General features: G+C 65.4%; 23 protein-coding genes. 8 read left to right on the top strand and 15 right to left on the bottom strand.

The features are described 5' to 3' along the window. Positions 1-12 precede the first annotated feature (12 nt). The 3 genes from AAFG50_RS39450 to AAFG50_RS39460 form a co-directional block, all read right to left on the bottom strand. Positions 13-567: a cytochrome P460 family protein gene (locus tag AAFG50_RS39450; protein WP_028173692.1), complete on the bottom strand. Its 555-nt coding sequence runs from the start codon at positions 565-567 to the stop codon at positions 13-15. Between the two features lie 72 nt (positions 568-639). Next, complete coding sequence (locus AAFG50_RS39455) at positions 640-1,668, bottom strand: alpha/beta hydrolase (protein ID WP_028173693.1); 1,029 nt, start codon at positions 1,666-1,668, stop codon at positions 640-642. Between the two features lie 36 nt (positions 1,669-1,704). Next, positions 1,705-2,124 carry an organic hydroperoxide resistance protein gene (locus tag AAFG50_RS39460; protein WP_011084014.1) on the bottom strand — a complete coding sequence of 140 codons (420 nt, stop codon included), beginning with the start codon at positions 2,122-2,124 and terminating at the stop codon, positions 1,705-1,707. A 199-nt stretch (positions 2,125-2,323) separates the two neighbouring features. Between AAFG50_RS39460 and AAFG50_RS39465 the strand changes: the two genes are divergently transcribed. After that, positions 2,324-5,164: a winged helix-turn-helix domain-containing protein gene (locus tag AAFG50_RS39465; protein ID WP_028173694.1), complete on the top strand. Its 2,841-nt coding sequence runs from the start codon at positions 2,324-2,326 to the stop codon at positions 5,162-5,164. Positions 5,165-5,169: 5 nt separating this feature from the next. On the opposite strand, the gene AAFG50_RS39470 is transcribed toward AAFG50_RS39465, so the two are convergent. Next, a complete protein-coding gene (locus AAFG50_RS39470) occupies positions 5,170-5,841 on the bottom strand; it encodes a response regulator transcription factor (protein WP_011084012.1) in 672 nt (223 codons plus the stop codon). Between the two features lie 345 nt (positions 5,842-6,186). Between AAFG50_RS39470 and AAFG50_RS39475 the strand changes: the two genes are divergently transcribed. After that, complete coding sequence (locus AAFG50_RS39475; protein WP_171463736.1) at positions 6,187-7,812, top strand: MFS transporter; 1,626 nt, start codon at positions 6,187-6,189, stop codon at positions 7,810-7,812. A gap of 164 nt (positions 7,813-7,976) precedes the next feature. Here AAFG50_RS39475 and AAFG50_RS39480 read toward each other — a convergent pair whose 3' ends face one another. Both AAFG50_RS39480 and AAFG50_RS39485 read right to left on the bottom strand, forming a co-directional pair. Beyond that, positions 7,977-8,450 (bottom strand): secondary thiamine-phosphate synthase enzyme YjbQ, encoded by a 474-nt coding sequence (locus AAFG50_RS39480; protein WP_028173696.1) that lies wholly within the window; start codon positions 8,448-8,450, stop codon positions 7,977-7,979. Positions 8,451-8,593: 143 nt separating this feature from the next. After that, complete coding sequence (locus AAFG50_RS39485) at positions 8,594-9,115, bottom strand: hypothetical protein (protein ID WP_028173697.1); 522 nt, start codon at positions 9,113-9,115, stop codon at positions 8,594-8,596. Between the two features lie 359 nt (positions 9,116-9,474). On the opposite strand from AAFG50_RS39485, the gene AAFG50_RS39490 reads away from it, so the two are divergent. The 5 genes from AAFG50_RS39490 (at position 9,475) to AAFG50_RS39510 (ending at position 12,111) form a co-directional block, all read left to right on the top strand. Next, positions 9,475-9,849 carry an AtpZ/AtpI family protein gene (locus tag AAFG50_RS39490; protein WP_028173698.1) on the top strand — a complete coding sequence of 125 codons (375 nt, stop codon included), beginning with the start codon at positions 9,475-9,477 and terminating at the stop codon, positions 9,847-9,849. A 111-nt stretch (positions 9,850-9,960) separates the two neighbouring features. Further along, positions 9,961-10,710, top strand: a complete 750-nt coding sequence (locus tag AAFG50_RS39495) for a F0F1 ATP synthase subunit A (protein ID WP_011084006.1) — start codon at positions 9,961-9,963, stop codon at positions 10,708-10,710. 53 nt (positions 10,711-10,763) lie between these two features. Beyond that, positions 10,764-10,994, top strand: coding sequence for a F0F1 ATP synthase subunit C (locus AAFG50_RS39500; RefSeq protein ID WP_007599451.1), 231 nt, complete (start codon positions 10,764-10,766; stop codon positions 10,992-10,994). Positions 10,995-11,056: 62 nt separating this feature from the next. Further along, positions 11,057-11,620, top strand: coding sequence for an ATP synthase subunit b 2 (locus AAFG50_RS39505; RefSeq protein ID WP_028173699.1), 564 nt, complete (start codon positions 11,057-11,059; stop codon positions 11,618-11,620). Positions 11,621-11,625: 5 nt separating this feature from the next. Beyond that, complete coding sequence (locus AAFG50_RS39510; RefSeq protein ID WP_011084004.1) at positions 11,626-12,111, top strand: ATP synthase subunit b 1; 486 nt, start codon at positions 11,626-11,628, stop codon at positions 12,109-12,111. Positions 12,112-12,328: 217 nt separating this feature from the next. Here AAFG50_RS39510 and AAFG50_RS39515 read toward each other — a convergent pair whose 3' ends face one another. The 5 genes from AAFG50_RS39515 to AAFG50_RS39535 all read right to left on the bottom strand — a co-directional run bounded on the left by AAFG50_RS39515 (position 12,329) and on the right by AAFG50_RS39535 (position 17,638). Then, entirely contained in the window at positions 12,329-12,982 is a 654-nt protein-coding gene (locus AAFG50_RS39515; RefSeq protein ID WP_011084003.1) for a hypothetical protein, read from the bottom strand. A 131-nt stretch (positions 12,983-13,113) separates the two neighbouring features. Next, positions 13,114-13,701, bottom strand: coding sequence for a GNAT family protein (locus AAFG50_RS39520; protein WP_011084002.1), 588 nt, complete (start codon positions 13,699-13,701; stop codon positions 13,114-13,116). Positions 13,702-13,740: 39 nt separating this feature from the next. Beyond that, positions 13,741-15,030 carry a pitrilysin family protein gene (locus AAFG50_RS39525; protein ID WP_011084001.1) on the bottom strand — a complete coding sequence of 430 codons (1,290 nt, stop codon included), beginning with the start codon at positions 15,028-15,030 and terminating at the stop codon, positions 13,741-13,743. After that, on the bottom strand, positions 15,027-16,445 hold the full coding sequence (gene thrC / locus AAFG50_RS39530; protein ID WP_028173700.1) for a threonine synthase: 1,419 nt from the start codon (positions 16,443-16,445) through the stop codon (positions 15,027-15,029). The genes AAFG50_RS39525 and thrC overlap by 4 nt, the downstream gene beginning before the upstream one ends. Positions 16,446-16,993: 548 nt before the next feature. Then, positions 16,994-17,638, bottom strand: a complete 645-nt coding sequence (locus AAFG50_RS39535) for a response regulator transcription factor (RefSeq protein ID WP_011083999.1) — start codon at positions 17,636-17,638, stop codon at positions 16,994-16,996. Positions 17,639-17,724: 86 nt separating this feature from the next. Between AAFG50_RS39535 and AAFG50_RS39540 the strand changes: the two genes are divergently transcribed. Further along, positions 17,725-19,065, top strand: a complete 1,341-nt coding sequence (locus AAFG50_RS39540) for a histidine kinase (protein ID WP_028173701.1) — start codon at positions 17,725-17,727, stop codon at positions 19,063-19,065. On the opposite strand, the gene AAFG50_RS39545 is transcribed toward AAFG50_RS39540, so the two are convergent. From AAFG50_RS39545 to AAFG50_RS39560, 4 genes are all read right to left on the bottom strand, one after another. Beyond that, on the bottom strand, positions 19,062-19,427 hold the full coding sequence (locus AAFG50_RS39545) for a nuclear transport factor 2 family protein (RefSeq protein WP_028173702.1): 366 nt from the start codon (positions 19,425-19,427) through the stop codon (positions 19,062-19,064). The genes AAFG50_RS39540 and AAFG50_RS39545 overlap by 4 nt on opposite strands. 116 nt (positions 19,428-19,543) lie before the next feature. After that, positions 19,544-20,296, bottom strand: a complete 753-nt coding sequence (locus tag AAFG50_RS39550; RefSeq protein WP_028173703.1) for an SURF1 family protein — start codon at positions 20,294-20,296, stop codon at positions 19,544-19,546. Next, entirely contained in the window at positions 20,293-20,694 is a 402-nt protein-coding gene (locus AAFG50_RS39555) for a DUF983 domain-containing protein (RefSeq protein ID WP_011083995.1), read from the bottom strand. The genes AAFG50_RS39550 and AAFG50_RS39555 overlap by 4 nt, the downstream gene beginning before the upstream one ends. A gap of 97 nt (positions 20,695-20,791) precedes the next feature. Then, positions 20,792-21,688, bottom strand: coding sequence for a cytochrome c oxidase subunit 3 (locus AAFG50_RS39560; RefSeq protein WP_011083994.1), 897 nt, complete (start codon positions 21,686-21,688; stop codon positions 20,792-20,794). Positions 21,689-21,715 lie beyond the last annotated feature (27 nt).

The following is a 21,715-nucleotide window of genomic DNA, read 5'->3' on the forward strand; positions in this document are numbered from 1 at the left end:
CGCCGTCGCAACTTACGGCGCAAGCCGCGTGAAGACGTAATCGCGGCTCTTGGCGCGAGCCTCGTGGCAGGCGAAGCAGGTGCGGTGCTGGGCCTCGTCGACCGGCTTGCCGTTGACGAAGCGGCCAAAGCCCCAGCCGCCGGTTGAGGCATATTTCCTGGAATCCTTGACCATCACCTGGATCGTGGTGGCAGCGCCGGGAATCGTCGCGGACGCGAATTCCGGTGACCGTTTCCGCTTCCAGGCGCGCTTGACCAGAATGGTGCCATCCGGGAACGGAAGCTTTCCGGCTTGATAGGCGTCGACTGCCACCTGGTTGCCGACGACCGCGCGAAGCTCGTCGAGCGGCGCGGCCTCTTCGGCCGGCGCGACCAGCTCCCATTGCCTGTAGCCCGCGGGAATCGTGACCCCGAAGATCGGCGAGGCATCTGCTGTCGCGGGGCCCTCCGCGAGCGCGATCGAGACGAGGTACGGCACGCAGGTCAGGAGAACGACCAGAAGAAGCGCGGCAAGCACGACCACCGTGCTGAAGGACAGTCTTTTCTTTGCAGGTTCAGTTGGCGTCATGACGCTTCATCAAGCTGGGATCTACGGATGAGCCTCGGTCCAGCCCGGCTGGACCGAGGTGCTGCCGGATCCTCAGGCGCCATCGGCGTCGATGACGGCCTTGGCAAAGGCCTGCGGTGCCTCCTGCGGCAGATTGTGGCCGATGCCGCCGGTGATCAGGCGATAGTCGTACCGGCCGGAGAATTTCTTGGCATAGACGCTGGGGTCGGGGTGCGGCGCACCGTTGGCGTCGCCTTCCATCGTGATCGTCGGCACGCTGATCAGCGGGGCCGCCGCGAGCTTCTTTTCGAGCTCCTCGTATTTCGCTTCGCCCTTGGCGAGCCCGAGCCGCCAGCGGTAATTGTGGATCGTGATCGCGACGTGATCCTTGTTGTCGAGCGCCGCGGCGCTGCGGTCGAAGGTGGCGTCGTCGAACTTCCACTGCGGCGAGGCGAGCTTCCAGATCAGTTTTGCGAAATCGTGCGTGTACTTCTCGTATCCGGCGCGGCCGCGCTCGGTCGCGAAATAGAACTGATACCACCATTGCAGCTCGGCCGACGGCGGCAGCGGCGCGCTGCCGGCAGCCTGGCTGGAGATCAGATAGCCGCTGACCGACACCAGCGCGCGGCAGCGCTCCGGCCACAGCGCGGCGATGATGTCGGCGGTGCGCGCACCCCAGTCGAAGCCGGCGACGACCGCCTTCTTGATGTCGAGCTTGTCCATCAGCGCGATGATGTCGACGGCCATTGCGGCCGGCTCGCCATTGCGCGGCGTCTCGCTGGAGAGGAAGTGCGTCGTGCCGTAGCCGCGCAGATAAGGAATGATCACGCGATAGCCGGCCTTTGCCAGGATCGGCGCGACATCGACGAAGGCATGAATGTCGTAGGGCCAGCCGTGCAGCAGGATCGCGACGGGACCGTTCGACGGGCCAGCCTCGGCATAGCCGGCATTGAGGACGCCGGCATCGATCTGCTTGATCGTACCGAACGACGCATTCGATGCGAGGGATCGCGGCGCTTCCGTTTCAGCGCGGGCAAGATCGATCACGCCAAGACCGGCGGCAACGGTTCCCGCGGCGACGCCAAAAAACTTGCGGCGATGCTGGTCGATGAGCTGCTTCATGATGGTGCTACCTTGTTTATGGTCGGAGATGGTTCGTCAGGTCAGCGCGACCGCGACATCGATGTTGCCGCGGACGGCCTTGGAATAGGGGCAGGTCTGGTGTGCCTCATCGACGATGTCGCGTGCGACCTCGCGATCGAGGCCCGGCAGGCTGACATTGAGGCGCGCCCGGAGGGAGTAAGCGCCCTCATCGAGAAGGAGGTCGATCTCCGCATCGATTGCGCATTTCCTGGGAAGCGTGATCTTCCGCTTGCGCGCCGCGATCTCCATGGCGCCTTCGAAGCAGGCCGACCAGCCGGCCGCGAACAACTGTTCGGGGTTGGTGCCGATGCCGGCGCCGCCCGGCGGAGAGAGCCGCACATCGAGGCGGCCGTCCGAACTGCGGGACATGCCGTCCTGCCGCCCACCGCCGGTGTGGGTTCGGGCCGTGTAGAGCAGTTTCGCCGCTTGCGTCATGAAAGGTCTCCTTGCCGTCGCGCAACTGACTAGCAGCGGCTGTCGCAGGACACCCGTTTGGACTTGTGAGAAATTGTGAGATCTCCGCCTGCGTGCCTCATGAGGCCTGCATGCGCGGTCTGACGCCGATGCGTGAGCGGCCTTGCCGGATCGCAATCATCTGGCTATCCGGTCCATTCGCAAGGACCTAGATCTCGCCATGACTGAGCCGGCTGCGCCTACGGCAGGACCCCTGTCGTTCGGGCCATTCACCGTGACACCGCATGAAAGGCTCGTGACGCGCGACGGCGTCGCGCTGCCGCTCGGCACGAAAGCCTTCGACACGCTGATCGCGCTGATATCGCGGCCGAACGAGGTCGTCAGCAAATGGGACCTGATGGCGCTGGTGTGGCCCGGCATGGCCGTCGAGGAGGCCAATCTGCGCTTTCATGTCGCAGCGCTTCGCAAGGTCCTCCGCGACGGCAAGGACGGCGCCCGCTACATCACCACGCTCTCCGGCCGCGGCTATTGCTTCGTGGCGCCGATCTCGCAAACGGATGTTCCGGCAGAGCGGCGCCCCGCGCCGCGGATGGAACCGCCGCCCGTGAAGCTGCCGAACCGGCTGCAGCGGATGGTCGGACGCGACGAAGTGGTCGCGGCCATCTCGGACAAGCTCATCACCTCGCGTTTCGTCACGATCGTCGGCCCGGGCGGCGTCGGCAAGACCGCCGTTGCGGTGGCGGTCGCTCACGACCTGCTCGCGACCTTCGCCGACGCCGCGCACTTTGTTGATCTTGCTGCGCTCAGCGATCCCGATCTCGTGATCACCTCGATCCTGCTGATGCTGGGTCTGCCAGCCCAGACTGACGACCCGATGCCCGCGCTGCTCACGCATCTCCGGGACAAGAGGATGCTGCTGATCCTCGACAATTGCGAGCACGTCATCGCCGCCGCAGCGCCGCTGGCGGCGGAGATCTTCCACGCCGCGCCGCATGTCCATATCCTGGCCACGAGCCGCGAAGCCCTGCGCGTCGAGGGCGAGCAGGTCTATCGATTGGCGCCGCTTGCCGTTCCGCCTGACGATGCCGGACTGACGGCGGCCGTCGCGCAGACCTATCCCGCGCTTCAGCTGTTCCTCGAACGGGCGACCGCCGGCGGCGCGCAGATCGCGCTCGACGATGGCAATGCGGCGATCGTCGCTGGCATCTGCCGCAGGCTCGACGGCATGGCCCTGGCGATCGAGCTCGCTGCCGGCCGGGTCGAAGCCTACGGCCTGGAGCAAACGGCGGCGCTGCTCGACGAACGCCTCAATCTGCTGTGGCAGGGGCAGCGCACCGCGCCGCCGCGGCAGAAGACATTGCAGGCGACGCTGGACTGGAGCTACGGGCTGCTGTCCGGCAGCGAGCGCCTCGTGCTGCGCAGGCTCGCGGTCTTCGCCGGCCATTTCACCATCGACGCGGCGCTCGAGGTCGTGCCGGACGACCGTGTCGACCGCGCCCGCCTGTTCGACGCCATCGACAGCCTCGTCGCCAAGTCGATGGTCGCTCCGCGACCGATCGGCGCCATGATGCGCTACCGGCTGCTCGACACGACGCGCGCCTATCTGCTCGAAATCGAGCCTGACGACGCGGCGCTCGCCGCCCGCCACGCGACCTACTACCGGCGATGGCTGGAACAGGCCGGCACGACATGGGCGACGGTGCCGAGCGCCGACGAACGCGCGGTCCACTTCTCCGCGCTGCACAACGTGCGCGCCGCGCTGGACTGGTGTTTTGGCGCGAACGGCGATGCATGCATCGGCATTGCGCTCGCCGCTGCGGCAGCTCCCATCTTTCTCGCAATGTCACTGCTGATCGAATGCCGGCGCTGGTCGGAACGGGCGCTGCTTGCGATCGATCCGTCCACGCGCGGCGGCGCCGAGGAAATGCACATCCAGGCCGCCCTGGGACTGACCCTGATGTTCACGCGCGGCGGCAGCGAAGCGGCGCGCGGCGCATTGAGCAGAAGCCTCGCGATCGCGGAGGCGCGCGGCGACGCGCCGAACCAGCTTCAGCTGCTCGGCCGCATGCATATCTTCCACGAGCGGATGGGGCAGTTCGATGCCGCGCTTGGTTACGCACGGCAGAGCCTCACAGTCGCCGAAACGCTGGGCGATGCCGCGTCCCTCGGACTGGCCCATTCGCTCCTGGGTGTCTCGCTGCATCTGGCCGGCGAGCATCGCGACGCGCTGAACATGCTGGAGGCTGCCTGGCAGGGTCCGGGTACCGAACGGATCAGCACGGTCCATGGCTTCGATCACCGCAACCGGGCCGGCATCTCGCTCGCGCGAGAGCTTTGGCTGCAGGGCCGGCCCGGGGATGCGCGGCAGCTGGCGCGACAGACGGTCACCGAAGCCGCCCAGATGGACCATCCGATCACGCTCTGCATCGCGCTGATATGGCTGGTCTCGATCGAGCTCTGGAGCGGCGAGCTCGACGATGCGGAAGAGAGCATCGACCACTTCATCGCGCATGCCACCTCGCGTTCGATGGGCCCTTATCTCTCGGTCGGCCGCGGCGTCAAAGGCGAGCTGGCGATCCGGCGCGGCGACGCCGCAGGCGGCGTCGAGACGATAAGGGCCTGCCTGCTCGAGCTTCACGATGCCGGTTACGAGCTGCTTACCACGACATTCAACATCGCGCTGGTCCAGGGCTTGTTGGCACTGGGGCAGGTCGAGCAGAGCGCGCACCTGGTCGACGATGCGATCCGCCTCGTCGAACAAGGCGGCGATCATCTCTATATGCCCGAATTGCTGCGCATGAGGGCCAAGGTGTTGCTGTCGCTCCCGGAGCCGAAAACCGGGGAAGCGGAGACCTGCCTCATGCAGTCGCTGGAGCTCAGCCGGGGCAAGGCTGCGAAAGCCTGGGAGCTGCGAGCGGCGATTGATCTTGTGCAGCTGCTTGCCGAACGGCACGGCCGCGAGGACGCAAAGCGATTGCTCCAGGCGGCGCTCGAAGGCTTCGTCGAAGGTTCCGAGACGGTGGATATCAGGGCGGCCAGCGCGCTCCTGGCCACACTGTAGCGGGCTCACCCCGTCGACGTGCCCTGCTTCCACTGGCCGCCGGCGATCCTCGCCGCCGCAATCACGGCCTGGGTCCGGCTCTCGACCCCGAGCTTTTGCAGGATCGCCGAGACATGCGCCTTGATGGTCGCCTCGGAGACGCCGAGCTCGTAGGCGATCTGCTTGTTGAGCAGTCCCTCCGACAGCATCATCAGGACCCGGACCTGCTGCGGCGTCAGCGTCACCAGGCGGTCGCGCAGGCGCGTCATGTCGGGGTCCGTGGCGGCCGACAGGTCGGTGTCGGCGGGAACCCAGACGTCCCCCTCCATCACCTTGAGGATGGCGTCGCGCAGCGTCTCGACGCCGAAACGCTTGGGGATGAAACCGGAAGCGCCGAAATCGAGCGAGCGGCGGATCGTGGCGCTGTCGTCGGAGGCCGAGACGATCACCACCGGGATCGCCGGATATTGCGCGCGCAGATAGATCAGGCCGGAAAAGCCGGAGATCCCGGGCATCGAGAGATCGAGCAGGATCAGGTCGACGTCGGAGGTCTGCTCCAGCAGCTTGGTCAGATCCTCGAACGATCCGGCCTCGTCGATCCTGGCCGAGGTCAGGACGCTCGCCACCGCCTGCCGCAGCGCATCGCGGAACAGGGGATGATCATCGGCAATGACGAGATGGGTCGAGGGAGCGTTCATCGTTCTCTTGCTGTCATTCGCTACCGGCTGGCGAGTCGATGCCACGGCTGGCCAATTCTTCCCTGACCGGCCGTGGCATGCAAGTGCACATTATCCCTTTGCTGCAAAGGGGTTAATCCGGAAGTCTTCGCGGCTGCGCAGCGGCGCCCGATACCGCGCCGTCAGGCGCGCGTCAGCGCGCAAGGCCGAAAGTCGTATTGGGGCGGGTTTCACGCCGATGTTACCTTGGAGCCAAGACCTGGGTTGATCCGGCATGACCGGGCGTCTGGGGCGCGAGGAAACGCATTTTTCGGGGAGCGACTCAACATGTCGACAATGGCTGTGTCTCAAGCTGGCGTGGGAGGGATGACGAAGGACGAACGGTTCGTCATTCTCGCCTCCTCGCTGGGTACCGTCTTCGAGTGGTACGATTTTTACCTTTACGGCTCGCTGGCCAGCATTATCGGCGCGCAGTTCTTCTCGGCCTACCCGCCGGCAACCCGCGATATCTTCGCGCTGCTGGCATTCGCCGCGGGCTTCCTGGTGCGCCCGTTCGGCGCGATCGTGTTCGGCCGCATCGGCGACATCGTCGGCCGGAAATACACCTTCCTCGTCACCATCCTGATCATGGGTCTGTCGACCTTCATCGTCGGCCTGCTGCCGAATGCGGCGACGATCGGCATCGCGGCCCCGATCATCCTGATCGCGCTGCGCCTTGCCCAGGGTCTCGCGCTCGGCGGTGAATATGGCGGTGCGGCGACCTATGTCGCCGAGCATGCCCCCAACGGCAAGCGCGGCTACTACACCTCCTTCATCCAGACCACGGCAACGCTCGGCCTGTTCCTGTCGCTGCTGGTGATCCTGTTCACCCGCTCCGCGATCGGCGAAGCCGACTTCGCGGCCTGGGGCTGGCGCATCCCGTTCCTGGTCTCGGTGCTGCTGCTCGGCATCTCGGTCTGGATCCGGCTCCGCCTCAACGAATCGCCGATCTTCCAGAAGATGAAGGACGAGGGGAAGAGTTCGAAGGCGCCGCTGACGGAAGCCTTCGGCAACTGGCAGAACGGCAAGCTGGTGCTGCTCGCGCTGCTCGGCGGCGTGATGGGCCAGGGCGTGGTCTGGTACACCGGCCAGTTCTACGCGCTGTTCTTCCTGCAATCGATCCTGAAGGTCGACGGCTACACCGCCAACCTCCTGATCGCCTGGTCGCTGCTGCTCGGCACCGGCTTCTTCATCGTGTTCGGCATGCTCTCCGACAAGATCGGCCGCAAGCCGATCATCCTCGGCGGCTGCCTGATCGCGGCACTGACCTTCTTCCCGATCTTCAAGATGATCACCTCCAACGCCAACCCGGCGCTGGAAAAGGCCATCGAGCAGGCCAAGGTCGAGGTGGTGGCCGATCCCGCGGGTTGCGGCGACCTGTTCAACCCGGTCGGTACCCGCGTCTTCACCGCGCCTTGCGACACCGCACGCGCCTTCCTCGCCCAGTCGTCGGTCAAGTATTCGACGACATCGGGTGCGGCCGGTTCCGGCGTGAAGGTGATGGTCAACGGCAAGGAAGTTGCCTACGCGAACGCCAAGGACAGCAATCCTGCGGTTCTCGCCGCCGTGCAGGCCGCCGGCTATCCGAAGACCGGCGACGCCGGCATCGTGAAGATGGCGCATCCGTTCGACATCTTCCGTCCGCAGGTGGCCGCGACCATCGGACTGCTGTTCATCCTCGTGATCTTCGTCACCATGGTGTACGGCCCGATCGCCGCGATGCTGGTCGAATTGTTCCCGACCCGCATCCGCTACACCTCGATGTCACTGCCCTACCACATCGGCAACGGCTGGTTCGGCGGCCTGCTGCCGGCGACCGCCTTCGCCATCGTGGCCTCGACCGGCGATATCTACGCGGGTCTCTGGTATCCGGTCATCTTCGCGTCCATCACCGTCGTGATCGGCTTCCTGTTCCTGCCCGAGACCAAGGACGTGGACATCAAGGCGACCTGATCGCAAGCAACGATCAACCAACACCAACCGGCCGCGGTCTCCGCGGCCGGTTTTGCTTTGGGCCGAGAGCTTCGGTTCTGATTGGAAACAGAACCGAAGTTCTCGATTCTTGTTTTGACGCGTTTTCTTTACGCGAACCGGGATCCACTTCGCTCGAAAACGCTCTACTGATTGGCGCCGATGAATTGCAGCACCACCTCGCGCCGGTGCGGGCGGGCGCGATGCTCGATCAGATAGATCGCCTGCCAGGTGCCAAGCGCGAGCCTGCCGTTCAGGACCGGGACCTGAAGCGAGGTCTGCGTCAGCATGGTCTTGATATGTCCGGGCATGTCGTCCGGCCCCTCGGTGTCGTGGGTCCAGCCGGCGTTCTCCGGCGCGAGCCTGGACAGCGCGGTGGTGAGATCAACCAGCACGGAGGGATCGGCGTTTTCCTGGATCGTCAGCGAGGCCGAGGTGTGACGGATGAACAGCGTCAGCGCGCCCTCGCGCGCGCGGGCCTCGGCAATGAACGCCGCTGCTTCGCGGGTCAGGTCCGTGAAGCCGCGCCCCTGCGTCTCCACGGTGAGCAGCGACGATGAGATAATGGTGGCTTGCACCGAGGATGGCGCCGAGCGGGTTACGGATCTGGCTGATGTCATGGAGGTTCTCTCGTAACGTCGTCCTGGCGAAAGCCAGGACTCATTACCCCGAATGCGCGTGACGGCAAAAGGTGGCAACGCGCTTCGAGAATGAACCGAGAGGCCGCGCCGTATGTGTCCTGGCTTTCGCCAGGACGACAAACTCAGATCCTCCCCGACACGTCCTTCTGCACGCGGTTGGCCATGTCGATCAGCCGACGCCAGGCCTTTTCCAGGAACGACATCACACGATCGACGTCCTGGTCGCTCGGCAGCGGGATCTCGATCTTGCGGTCGCCCTCGGCGACCTTCGGATCGGCTTTCTTGAGCGGGTCGGATTTCGGCAGCGCCTCGTCGATCTTGCCCGACACGGTCGGTCCCGCCGCGAGCTGTCCCTTCAGCTTCTCGACTTCGGTCTGGAGCCGGCCGATCTCGGCGTCGAGCGCGGCACGCTCGTCGGGCACCGCGTAGCAGGCCCAGCCGGCGCCGTTCTTGGTGCAGGTCGACACCGTGCCGGTGCGGGTGTCGAGCCGCAGCACGCCCTCGGGGATCGGCGTCATGCTGTAGCGGCCGTTTTCGCCGTCGGGCGCGGATTGCGCGGCAACGAGACCGCCGCTGCTGGCCATCACCGCGGCCAGCGCCGCTGCCGAAAGCCATGATGTTGTGGACGACGTCGCTGGTCTCATCGCACTCTCCGCCACGCCGCGCAGGTGGCACATCTGCAATTCTACACCCCGGCAAGGCCATCCGCCGCCAAAAACACTCGCCCGGAATCAACGATTACGGCCGCCCGTTTGATCCCGGCAGCACGGCGAAATGGCGACCGCATCCACCGATCATGAGAGGAGCTGCTGCGGTGCGGCGTCACGCTGTGTGCAGCGCTGCCGCGTGCGTCGATATCGTCAAATAAATCAGACACATAACAGAAAGCGACGCAATCGTGACTTGGCTTGACTTGATTATGGGCCATCAGTATGGTCCGCGCGGCTTTTGAGGGTGGCGGGCGTAATTTCCATTCAGCCGCGGCGTTTCGGGTCTTCGTTGCATGACACAGGGCACGGGACACGGCGAGAATGGAGATCGCGATAGATCGCCCGAGGAAGCTGCGCTTTCCGAACGGCTCGGAAATCTTGATCAGCGGTTGTCCGAACTTCGCGGCCGCCACGTCAAGACCGAGCAACCCGCAGGTGACGATGGAGACAGAGCGGCCAGAGCCTCGGCGATGGCGCTTGGTTTCCGGTTATCTTCGGAGTTGGTCGCCGGGGTCGTCGTCGGAGCGGGGATTGGCTGGGGTTTCGACCGCTTGCTGTCGACGTCGCCTTTCGGATTTATCGTGTTCCTGCTGCTGGGCTTCGTCGCCGGCGTGGTGAATGTGGTGAGAACGGCAGGGGCAGGTCAAAACAGGCGCGGTGGTTCTTAAGCGATCCGCTCAGGAGAGGAATGATCGTGCCGGCTTTGCCGGTACGGGCCGGCCCGGCCGGCAGACCGAGACCCGCCGGCATTGCCCGGCAGACCAAGAGATGCCGCGCTGATGAAAATCGACCCGATCCACCAGTTCAACATCGAGCCTCTCTTCACGATCGGCCATATCGGCCATCAGACGATCGCCTTCACCAATTCATCGCTCTACATGCTGATCGCCGTGGCGATCATCTCGCTGCTGATGCTTGCCAGCGGTGCGCAGCTGGTTCCCGGGCGCCTTCAGTCGGTCGCCGAGATCTCCTACGAGTTCGTCGCGTCGACCATCCGTTCGACCGCCGGCTCGGAAGGCATGAAGTTCTTTCCGCTGATCTTCTCGCTGTTCATGTTCATCTGCGTCTCGAACCTGATCGGCATCATTCCCTATACCTTCACGATCTCGAGCCATCTGATTGTGACGGCAGCCCTGGCGCTGCTGGTCTTCTTCACGGTCCTGATCTACGGCGTTGCCAAGAACGGCCTGAAATTCTTCTCGATCTTCGTGCCCCACGGCGTCCCCGGTTACATCCTGCCGCTGGTGATGTTCATCGAGATCCTGTCGTTCTTCCTGCGGCCGGTCTCCCACAGCGTCCGTCTCTTCGCCAACATGCTTGCCGGCCACATCGCGCTGAAGGTGTTCGCGGGCTTCGTCGCCATGCTCGGCTTCTCGCTCGGCGCCCTCGGCTGGGTCGGCGGCGTGCTGCCGCTGGCGCTCACGGTCGCGCTGTACGCCCTCGAGATTCTGGTCGCGTTCCTGCAAGCCTATGTGTTTGCGATCCTGACCTGCATCTACCTCAACGACGCCATTCATCCGGGACACTGAGCGGTCCGGGGAATTTCCACCCACAACCCAATCTTTCTTCCAAGGAGTCTAAAATGGATCCGGCAGCAGCAAAACTTATCGGCGCGGGCATCGCATGCATCGGCATGGGCGGTGCGGGCGTCGGCGTGGGCGTGATCTTCGGCAACTACCTCGCCGCGGCCGTTCGCAACCCCTCGGCCGCTCAGGGCCAGTTCGGCAACCTGATCTTCGGCTTCGCCGTGACCGAAGCGCTCGGCATTTTCTCGCTGCTGATCGCGCTGCTGCTGCTGTTCGTTCCGCTCTGAGGACGACGTTCTTCGCGCCGCTTCGACCGAAGCGGCGCGCATGACAGCAACAGGAGTACTCCATGGCTGAGAGTCATGGCGGGGCGAAGGGTCCAGCGGCGGGCGCCCACACCGGGGCCGAAGGCGGTCACGGTGGCGGCTTTCCGCCGTTCGAGAGCAGCACTTATGCTTCGCAGCTGGTGTCGCTCGCGATCTTCTTCGTCGTGCTTTACGTGATCGTGTCCAAGCTCGCTCTGCCGAAGGTCGGCGGGGCGATCGAAGCGCGTCAGAACAAGATCGAGGGTGACCTCGCCGAGGCGCAGACGCTGAGGGACCAGTCCGACGCGGCGCTGAAGGCCTATGAAAGCGAACTCGCTTCGGCGCGTTCGCGGGCGCAGGCGATCGGCAATGAATCCCGCGACAAGGCGAATGCGCAGGCGGAAGCCGAGCGCAAGGCCCTGGAAGAGCAGCTGGCGGCCAAGCTCGCCGGGGCGGAGAAGACCATCGCCTCGACCCGCACAGCCGCCATGAGCAACGTCCGCGGCATCGCGGCCGATGCGGCAGGCCAGATCGTGCAGCAGCTCACCGGCGTCGTTCCCGATGCCGCGTCAGTGAATGCCGCGGTCGATGCGTCCCTGAAAGGTTAATCGAGATGTTCTTCGATCCTGAAACCTGGGTCGCCATCGCCTTCGTGATCCTGATGGTCGTGTTCGGCTATCTCGGGGTCTTCAAGTCTGCGATGACCGCGCTCGACCATCGCGCCGCGCGCATCAAGGCCGAGCTCGACGACGCGACGCGCCTCAAGCAGGAGGCGGCCAAGGTGCTCGCCGACTACAAGGCGCGCAGTGCCACGGCCGAGCGCGAGGCTGCCGACATCATCGCCAACGCCAAGGTCGAAGCCGAGCGCATCGCGACCGAGGCCAAGGCGAAGATGGAAGACTTCGTGGCCCGCAGAACCAAGACCGCGGAGAGCAAGATCGCGCTCGCCGAGGCCCAGGCGGTGGCCGATGTCCGTGCCGCAGCCGCGGAAGCCGCCGTCCAGGCCGCCTCCACGATCCTGTCGCAGTCGGTCAAGGGCCAGGTCGCCGACGACCTGCTCGCCAAGAGCATCAGCGAAGTTCGGCAGAAGCTGAACTGAGCGCGAACGCCTCATCAATCAAAAAGCCGGCGCGATGAGCGCCGGCTTTTTTGTTTGTCGGGCGCCGTGGCCGCAAATTGGATGTCATGCCCCGCGAAGGCGGGGCATCCAGTACGCCGCGGCCCTTCCGTAGACCGCTGACGTCTCTGGAATACTGGATCACCCGCTTTCGCGGGTGATGACAGCTGAAATTGCGGTGCCAGCCGAGATCGAGACCCTACTTCTTCTTCGGCTTTGCCTTCGGCTCGGGCGACAGCGCCTGCGGGTCGAAGCCGACGTAGAAGACGTAGGAATCGGCGGTCGCGGCCGACGGGATCGGATAGGACAGATCTTCGGCGACGAAGGTGAAGGGCACGCTGCCGCCTTCCGACATCCCGACCGTGGTCCGATAGGCCTTCGAGGCGATTACCTTCTCGCCGACGCCGCCCTGCACCACCGCGACGCGCAGCGGAACCTCGACGCTAGCAGGCGCGCCGGCGGGACCGGCGATGACGCGGCCCTGGACGCCGATCCGGGCTGTGATGTCGCCGCCGTTGCGCACGCATTCACGCGCCATCTTGGTGATGGTGGCCTGGAAGCGGACCTCATTGCCGACGGCCGGCTTGCCGGTGGCTCCGACCGCATAGGTAGAGGCGCCGGCGCGCACCGTGACCTGCGGGCAATCGACATCGTCGTCGGCCGGCTGTCCGGGCGCAGGCGCCGGCTTGGGCTGGGCCGGCTCGTCGGACTTGCCGCCGAACAGGCTCTTGAAGCGGTCGCTCAACGACTGGGCCGCCACCGGCGAGACGGACGCGAACGCAACCGACAACGCCAGCGCGACCGCTGTCCCCCGCCGCAACGCATTCCGCGATGACCGAAGCTCGTGCACCATCAACGCCCATACTCCATGACAACAATCCGGCCGATCGCCAGCCTTCCCGCCGCGTTATATCGCCAAAATCGGCGAACCCAAGGCAGCAAAAGGCAGGACGCCGGAGACTTTGGCCGTACGAACCGACCGGCTCAGCCGCGGAAATCCTCGTGCAGCAGACCGAACAGCAAATGGTCCTGCCAGACCCCGTTGATGCAGAGATAGCGGCGCGCCAGCCCTTCCCGGGAGAAGCCGCACTTCTCCAGCACCCGGATCGACGGTGCATTGGTGGGGATGCAGGCAGCCTCGACCCGGTGCAGGTTGAGTTCGCCGAACAGCGTCGGCAGCAGCACCCGCAGCGCAGCCGTCATGTAGCCGCGATGGGCGTGGGGCTGGCCGACCCAATAGCCGATGGTGCCGGCCTGGACGATGCCGCGCCGGACATTGGCGAGCGTTATGCCGCCGACCATGGCGCCGTCGAGCTCACGGAAGATCAGAAAGGGGTAGGAGCGGTCCGCGGCGATATCCTCGGAATAGCGGCGCAGGCGGCGGCGAAAGCCGGAGCGCGTCAGATCGTCCGACGGCCAGATCGGCTCCCAGGGCGTCAGGTAATCGCGGCTGGACTCGCGCAAGTGAGCCCATTGCAGGAAGTCCGACATCTGCGGTGCACGCAGCAAAAGCCCGTTGCCGCGCGGCGCGAGGGCGGCGGGTCCACTGGATGGCAGGCGAAAGAGGGCCATGGTGATGCTTCCCGGGGCGGATCAGCCCACGCGCGGCTCCTAATGCAGTCGCGCCTTGGCACGTGCCCGGGTCAATCCTTCCGCAAAAGACACCGCCGTGTCCAGACCCCTGCCACTGCCTAATGCGACAACCGCAGGGCGGCTGCGCGAAAGCAGTGCACGCGCCGCGTCCCGGGTCGATTCGACGCTGACGGCGTCGATCCGGGCCACCAGCTCCTGCACCGTCTGCGGCCGGCCATAGGCCAGGACGTGGCGGGCGAGCTGCTCGGCACGGGAGGAGCAGCTCTCCAGCGCCATCAGGAGGCCCGCCTTCATCTGCGCCTTGGCCCGTGCAATCTCGGCCTCGGTCAGGGTCTCCACCGAATCATTCATGACGTCGACCACGACTTCCATCATCTCCGGCGCATCGGCCGGATCGGTACCGGTGTAGAGGCCGAAGAAGCCGGTATCGGTATAGGGCGCGTGGAAGCTGTAGATCGAGTAGCAGAGGCCGCGCTTCTCGCGCACCTCCTGGAACAGCCGCGACGACATTCCGCCGCCGAGGATGTTGGTGAAGACCTGGAGCGAGAACAGCGACAGATCGTTCTGCGGCACACCTTCCAGCGCCAGCGTCAGATGCGCCTGCTCGAGCTCGCGATGCACGACCTTGGCGCCGCCCTTGCCGAACTGGGCGGCCTGCGGCTTCGGGCCCGGCGTTCCTTCAAAGCTCGCAAAGCGCTTCTCGGCCTCGGCGACCACCTGGCTGTGATCGACCGCGCCGGCGGCCGCCACCACCATGTCGGGCCCGCGATAATGCGTCGACAGATAGCCGCGCAGCATGTCGCGGTTGAAGGCGCGCAGCGTCTTGGCGGTGCCGAGCAGCGAGCGGCCCATCGGCTGGTCGGGATAGCAGAGCTCGTTGAGATGCTCGAACACGACGTCGTCGGGCGTGTCCTGCGCGGCACCGATCTCCTGCACGATGACGTTCTTCTCGCGCTCCAGCTCGTCGGGCTCGAAGGCGGGATTGGCCAGGATGTCGGCGAGCACGTCGAGCGCCAGCGGCACGTCGGCCTTCAGCACCCGCGCATAATAGGACGTGGTCTCGGTCGAGGTGCCGGCATTGAGGTCGCCGCCGACAGCCTCGATCTCCTCGACGATCTCGCGCGAGGAGCGCTTGGTCGTGCCCTTGAACGCCATGTGCTCGAGGAGATGCGAGATGCCGTGCTCGTTGGGCTTCTCGTCGCGTCCGCCGACGCCGGCCCAGACCCCGAGCGCCGCAGTCTCGAGATGGGGCATCTTGTCGGTGACGACGGTGAGGCCGGACGCAAGCTTGGAGATCTCGACGCTCATCCGGCAACTCCCTGTTTTGCGGCACGGCTGACCGACAGCACGAACCGCTCGACCTCGGCCTGATCGTTGTTCATCACCTTCATGTGTTCGGATTTGGTCATGAGGCCGTCGAGCCAGGCCGGCAGTTGCGGCCGCTGGCCGCAGGCCGCTTCGACCGCGTCGGGGAATTTGGCCGGATGCGCGGTGGAGAGCACGATGCTGGGCACCGTGGTGTCGGTGGTGTCGCGATCGGCGACCGCGAGCGCGACCGCAGTATGGGGATCGACCAGCTCGCCCGCCTCACGCCAGGCGGCGCGGATCGCGGCCGCGGTTTCGGTCTCGTCGGCGCGCCCGGCGTCAAACTCCTCGCGGATCGCGGCGAGCGTCGCATCGGGCAGCACGAAGCGCCCGGACTGCTTCAGCGAATCCATGAGACGGCGCACACCGGCCGCATCGCGCCGGCCGGCTTCGAACAGCAGCCGCTCGAAGTTCGAGGAGATTTGGATGTCCATCGACGGCGACGCCGTGGCGTGCACCTCGCGCACCTCGTAGATGCCGGTCTTCAGCGTCCGCGCCAGGATGTCGTTGACGTTGGCGGCGATGCGCAGGGTCCGCACCGGCAGACCCATGCGCTTGGCGACGTAGCCGGCAAAGATGTCGCCGAAATTGCCGGTCGGCACGACGAAGTCCACCGCGCGCGCCGGCGCGCCGGCGGCAACGGCGGAGGTGAAGTAATAGACCACCTGGGCAACGATACGCGCCCAGTTGATGGAATTGACGCCGGACAGCGAGGTCGCATCGCGGAAGCGATGGTTGTTGAACATTCCCTTCACGAGGGCCTGGCAGTCGTCGAACGTGCCTTCGATGGCGAGCGCATGCACGTTGGCCGCGCCCGTCGTCGTCATCATCCGCCGCTGCACCTCGGAGATGCGGCCGTGCGGGAACAGTACGATGAGATCGACGTTCTCCAGCCCCGCGAAGGCTTCGACCGCAGCGCCGCCGGTGTCGCCGGAGGTTGCGACCACGATGGTGGTGCGCTGGCCGCGCTTGGCGAGCACATGGTCCATCAGCCGCGAGATGAGCTGCATCGCCACGTCCTTGAAGGCGAGCGTCGGGCCGTGGAACAGCTCCAGCACGAACTGGTGCGGCGACATCTGGCGCAGCGGCACCACCGCGGGATGGCGGAAGGTGGCGTAGGCCTCGTTCGCCATCCGGCCGAGCTCGGCGTCCGTGATCTCGCCTCCGGCGAAGGGACGGATCACGTCGACGGCGACCTCCCAATACGGGCGGCCGAAGAAGCCGGCGATCGTGTCAGCCGAGAGCTGCGGCCATGTCGCCGGCACATACAGGCCACCGTCGCGGGCAAGCCCGGTCAGCATCACGTCGCAGAAGCCGAGTTCGGGGGCCTCGCCCCGGGTCGAGATATAACGAGTCAAACTGCCCTCCAAAGGCCGGCCAAGCCGAAGCTTGATCCGTAAGCCTTTGATTTCACGATATTCCTGATTAACAGCCAGAGGCTTTGGGCCACCATAAAGTGTTTTGCGGCATCGGGAAACCGCTTCCCGCCCGCACCCTTTGCAACGAAAAGGGCTGCGGCAATGCCGCAGCCCTCTCTTGGAAGGTCTGTCGTTGATATGTGCAGACCAGTTTGGCTCGTCCGGGGCGCCTGCCCGCTAAAACTGCTCGCGCAAGCTTTCGTCGCCTGTCCTCAGACCGTCAAGGGCGAAAACCGGGCGCGACGACAAATGTTCCTGTTTTTCCCGACGCGTATGAACGCCGCATACCCGTCCGCATACTGGCCACAAGGCCGGCTTTGCCATTTCTTCCTGAACCCTTGATCGCGGCAGGAACGAACGCAGCCGCAGTCCATTGTGTCGGCGGATAGCGTCCGCCGTCGGCCACGCATTGCCCGGCCGGCGGAGTCGCCGATCCGTCGGCCGAACCGCTGCATCCTGGAGCAGCCGGTTCGGTCGCTGGCGGGACGTCAGTTCATGCCGATTTCCACCGCAATCCGGATCAGGTCGGAATGGTTCTTGGCCCCCAACTTCTGCTTGAGCAGGGAGGTGGTGTTGGCGACCGTCTTGTAGGAGATCCCAAGCGCCTCGGCGACCTCGACGATCTTATCGCCGCGCCCGAGCAGGCGGAGGATCTCGAGCTCCCGCGGCGTCATCTGCGAGGCCGGATTGGCCTTGATCGCGGCACCGGAGAACGTCACGGCCTCCGCCAGCTGCGGCGAGATGAAATTGTCGCCCGCGACCACCTTGCGCACCGCTTTCAGCAGGATCCGGGGATCATCGCCCTTGGAGACATAGCCCTGCGCCCCCAGCTCGACCGCCCGCACCACGAAGGCCGGATCGTCGTTCATGCTGAACATGATGATCTTGGCATCAGGATCGTCCTTGCGGATCCGCCGCATCAGCTCGAACCCGGAGACATCCGGCAGGCTGATGTCGATCACGGTGACGTCGGGCCGCTTGCTGATATAGGCGCGATGGCCGGATTTGGCGTCCATCGCCTCGTCGATGCGGATCGAATGGTCGGATGCGAACAGGGTTCGGCAACCCGACAGCACCACAGGATGGTCGTCGACGATCAGGACCCTGGTCGCCGGCTTGGCGGTATCTTGCATCGCGCGCTCTCTGGTTTTTCAACTCATAGACCGGCGGGAACAAATGGAAAGAGAGAAATCCGCCGGGACGCGTTAGAATTGAACTAATGTGGCAACACCTGTCGTTCAGAACCCAACTGTTTCTTCCGCTCGGCGTGAGCTTCCTCGCCGCGCTGGTCATGGGCGGCGTGCTGCTCCAGAGCTTTGCGACCGGCCAGCTGGCCGACGAGAACGAATTGGGGCGACATTCGGCCCGAGCGGTCGCCGCGGCGCTCAACAACACCCTGCGCGCCTCGGACAATCCGCGGCAGACGCTCGACGCCTTTGTCCATTCTTTGGGCACCTCCTCCGATATCCAATTCCGTCCTGTCGAAGCGGGTCCCGAGCCCTCGCCAACGGCCGGTCCGCGCAAGCCGCATAGCGTGCCGCAATGGTTCATCGACCTGCTCACCATCCCGGACATGGACGCGGCGTCCCCGCTGATCATCGACGGCAAGCGGGTCGGCGATCTCGTGTTCCTGCCCGACCTGTCGGCCGACCTGTTCGAGAAATGGATCGGTTTTCTGGCGCTGACGAGCCTCATCGCCGTGCTGACGGTGCTGACCGGAACGATCGCCTATCTCTTCGCGGAATCGGCACTGCGCCCCCTGCAAAATCTGGGCGCAGGCCTCACGCGAATACGGCGCGGCGATTATGCGACGCCGATCCCGGTGGCAGGGCCGCCGGAGATCCGGCAGAGCTGCGAGGAGGCCAATGCGCTGGCGGCGACGCTCGCGCGACTAAGCCAGGACAATCGCGACCTGCTGCACCGCCTGGTGTCGCTCCAGGACGACGAGCGGCGCGATCTCGCTCGCGAGCTGCACGACGAGCTCGGCCCCCTGCTGTTCAGCATCCGCGCCGGCACGATCGCCCTGATCGAGGCTTCGCCGCCGGTGGGACATCTCGGCAATACGGCGCAGGAGGTGCTGCAATCGGTCGAAGCGCTCCAGCAGACCAACCGCCGCATCCTCGACCGGCTGCGGCCGCTCTATATCGAGGAATTGGGGCTGGAAACCAGCGTGCAGACGCTGCTCCGGAACTTTCGCAAGCAGGCCCCGCATATCGGGCTGACCGCCACGGTCGATCCTGGTCTCAACGGGCTCGACGGGCCGCTGGCCCAGACCGTCTATCGCGTGATCCAGGAGGCGCTGACCAACGTGCTGCGCCATGCCGCAGCACGCAATGCCCATGTGCAGGCGGCCATATCAGGCGACGCGCTCGCCATCGAGATCTCCGACGACGGCGGGGGATTTCTCGAGGGCAACGTGTTCGGCCGGGGTCTGACCGGCATGCACGAGCGCGTGCGCGCGCTCAGCGGATCGCTGTCATTGCTGCGCGCGGATGAACGAACCTATGTGCGCTGCCGTCTGCCCGTGCAGGGGACGCGCGACGAGCCGGCGCAAAGCTAGCACGGGCAGCCGTGATGCGCGTTCTGTCGCGCCGGCGCGCACAGCGTGCTGTCGATTTTGCCTTCCGCACTGAAGCGAAACGAGGCGTGAATGCGCAGCGCGCCTGCGACGGAATATTCGAGATCGACGCCATCAGGCACGGGATGGATCTCCTCGAGACCGAAGCCGGCCGACGAGAATGCGCTGAGCCGCGGCCCCCAGTAGGTTTCGAGCTCGTCTCGGCCGCGATAACGCTGCGTGCCGTTGCACGTGCATTCGATCTGCGCGTCGTCCGCATAGAGGTCGAGCAGCGTCGCGAGGTCGCCCTTCCGGCAGGCATCCACCCAATCGACGACAATTCCCATCTGATCGAAATCGCTCACGCCGTAATCCTGTCTGCCGCGAAATTTTGCATGCGGCTTAGGACCACACTCGTGAATGCGCGCTGAATGGTAAACCCCGGGTGATAACGGGTTCCTCCCGGGAACCTACGGAAGATTCAGCTCGAGCGACGTCCCCTCACCCAGACGCCGAACGCGATCAGCACCGCGCCTGCAAGCGCGAACCAGGTGACGGCGTATTGCAGGTGATCGTCCTTCAGATGCACGTCGAGCGGACCCGGACGCGGGATGCCATTTTCGGGCGCGGGCTGCTCCAGATCGATGTAGAACGGCGCAACCGTGCCCCAGCCGAGCGCGCTCGCGATCGCCACATGATCGCGCACGAACCAGAGCCGCTTGTCGCGGCTCTCCGCCGGCGTCAGCCAGCCCGGCGGTTCGGGAAAGCGCAGATAGCCGGTGAGCGCGACCGGCTGCCCGGTCACGAGCTTCTTCACCGCGCGATCCTCGACACTGCGATCCTGCATCGTGTTCTCGACGAAGCCGGCATCGATCACGACCATCTCGCCGCTCGGAAGCCGCGCCGGCAGGAAGGCCCAGGTGCCGGGACCGGAAGCGTCCTTGCGTACGGCCGAGCCGGACGAATAGACCATCGCATCGGGCGAGGCGGCGTAGGTCGCAGTGAAGCTGACACGGCGGAATTCATCGCGCGCGGGATTGAGCGCAGCCCATTGTGCGGGCGGCGGCAGCGCAATGGGTGCCGCCGCCAGACGCTCGGTGAGTGCTGCGATCAGCGCGTGCTTGGCGGTCCGGCGCTGCAATTGCCAGACGCCGAGGGCAACGAAGGCGGCCGCCAGGAGAAGCGTGAACAGCGCAAAGCCGGCCACGCGAGGCTTGCGCGCAGTCTCGTTCATTTCGCGCGGTCGACCAGCCGGCCCGGCGCAGCCTTGTGGTGGAATTGCAGCGCGATCAGCAGCGACTTCATCGCGCGCAGTGGCAAGAGCGTGGTGGCGAGAATCAGCGGCAGCCATAGCACGGCATGCAGCCAGTACGGCGGCTGGTACTTGACCTCGACGATCAGCGCGCACGCAACGACGATCCCACCGGCGAGCATGATGATGAAGATTGCCGGGCCATCGCCGGTGTCGATGAAGGCATAGTCGAGGCCGCAGCGGTCGCAGGAGGGTGCGAGCGTCAGGAAGCCCGCATAGAGCTTGCCCTGGCCGCAGCGCGGACATTTGCAGGCCAGCCCGCGCATCGCGCTTTGCAGGACGGTGGTTTCGGACTTGGGTGGACCGGCGGTGTCATTCATGATGGCGGACTCTATCACAGTTTCCGCCGAAACTTCCGGCGGCGCAAAAGCGAAAGGGCGGCCCTGCGGCCGCCCTTTCTGATCGATCCAAAGCTGCTCAGTGCGCGCCGTGGGCCATGGTCTCGGCGCCGTGTCCCCACACATAGATGCAGAGGAACAGGAACAGCCAGACCACGTCGACGAAGTGCCAGTACCAGGCGGCGAACTCGAAGCCGAGATGCTGCTTCGGCGTGAAGTGGCCGGCATAGGCACGGAACAGGCAGACCAGCAGGAAGATGGTGCCGACCAGCACGTGGAAGCCGTGGAAACCGGTCGCCATGAAGAAGGTCGCGCCATAGACGTTGCCGGCGAACGAGAACGCCGCATGGCTGTACTCATAGGCCTGCACGCAGGTGAAGAGCGCGCCGAGCACGACGGTGAGGATCAGGCCGTATTTCAGACCCTGGCGATCGTTCTCGAGCAGCGCATGGTGCGCCCAGGTCACCGTGGTGCCCGAGGTGAGCAGGATCAGCGTGTTCAGGAGCGGCAGATGCCAGGGATCGAAGGTCTCGATGCCGTGGGGCGGCCAGGTGCCGGGGACCGCGCAGGCTCCGGCCGCGGTGCCGAGGCCGCAGCCGAACACGGCATCGCGGGTGGCGTGGACAGCGTCGGCCGGAAACAGCGCCGCGTTGAAATAGGCCCAGAACCAGGCGACGAAGAACATCACCTCGGAGGCGATGAACAGGATCATGCCGTAGCGGTGATGGAGCTGCACGACGCGGGTATGGTCGCCCTTGTACTGGGCTTCCTTGATCACGTCGCCCCACCAGCTCGCCATGGTGTAGAGCACGCCGACGGTGCCGACGCCGAACACGATCGGCGCGGCCGAGAACATGTGGTGCATCCAGGCGATCGCGCCGACCGCCATGATGAAGGCCGAGAGCGAACCGACCGCCGGCCAGGGAGAGGGATCGACCAGATGATAGTCGTGATGCTTGCCTTGCGCGGTAGCCATTTGCGGTCTCTCTCCTCAATCCCGTGC

Origin of the sequence: Bradyrhizobium sp. B039 (assembly GCF_038965675.1) — a bacterium.
Lineage (GTDB): Bacteria > Pseudomonadota > Alphaproteobacteria > Rhizobiales > Xanthobacteraceae > Bradyrhizobium > Bradyrhizobium diazoefficiens.